Genomic DNA, 230 nt, shown 5'->3' on the forward strand with positions numbered 1-230 from the left:
ATTAAGCTCTAGTACAAGCTGACTGTTTTCCTGTGTACAGATGACTAAGTCTGAAACGGTTTTCGCCGCATCAGCTGACTGCTCAGCTAACTTACGCCCCTCGTCAGCCACAACAGCAAACCCTTTTCCTTCTTCTCCAACACGCGCTGCTTCAATTGAAGCATTCCGTGCAAGCAAATTCGTTTGCGCTGAAATGTCGGTAATAATGGAGATGACACTTTCAATCTCAG

The 230-nt window shown here is 46.1% G+C and carries 1 protein-coding gene; it reads right to left on the reverse strand.

What is annotated here, in order from left to right:
- Window positions 1-230 (reverse strand): methyl-accepting chemotaxis protein (locus R0K30_RS23825; RefSeq protein WP_410613540.1); only part of this gene is annotated, 230 nt, incomplete at both ends.

This window comes from Bacillus sp. SIMBA_154, from assembly GCF_046536015.1.
In the GTDB taxonomy this organism is placed as follows: domain Bacteria; phylum Bacillota; class Bacilli; order Bacillales; family Bacillaceae; genus Bacillus; species Bacillus pumilus_P.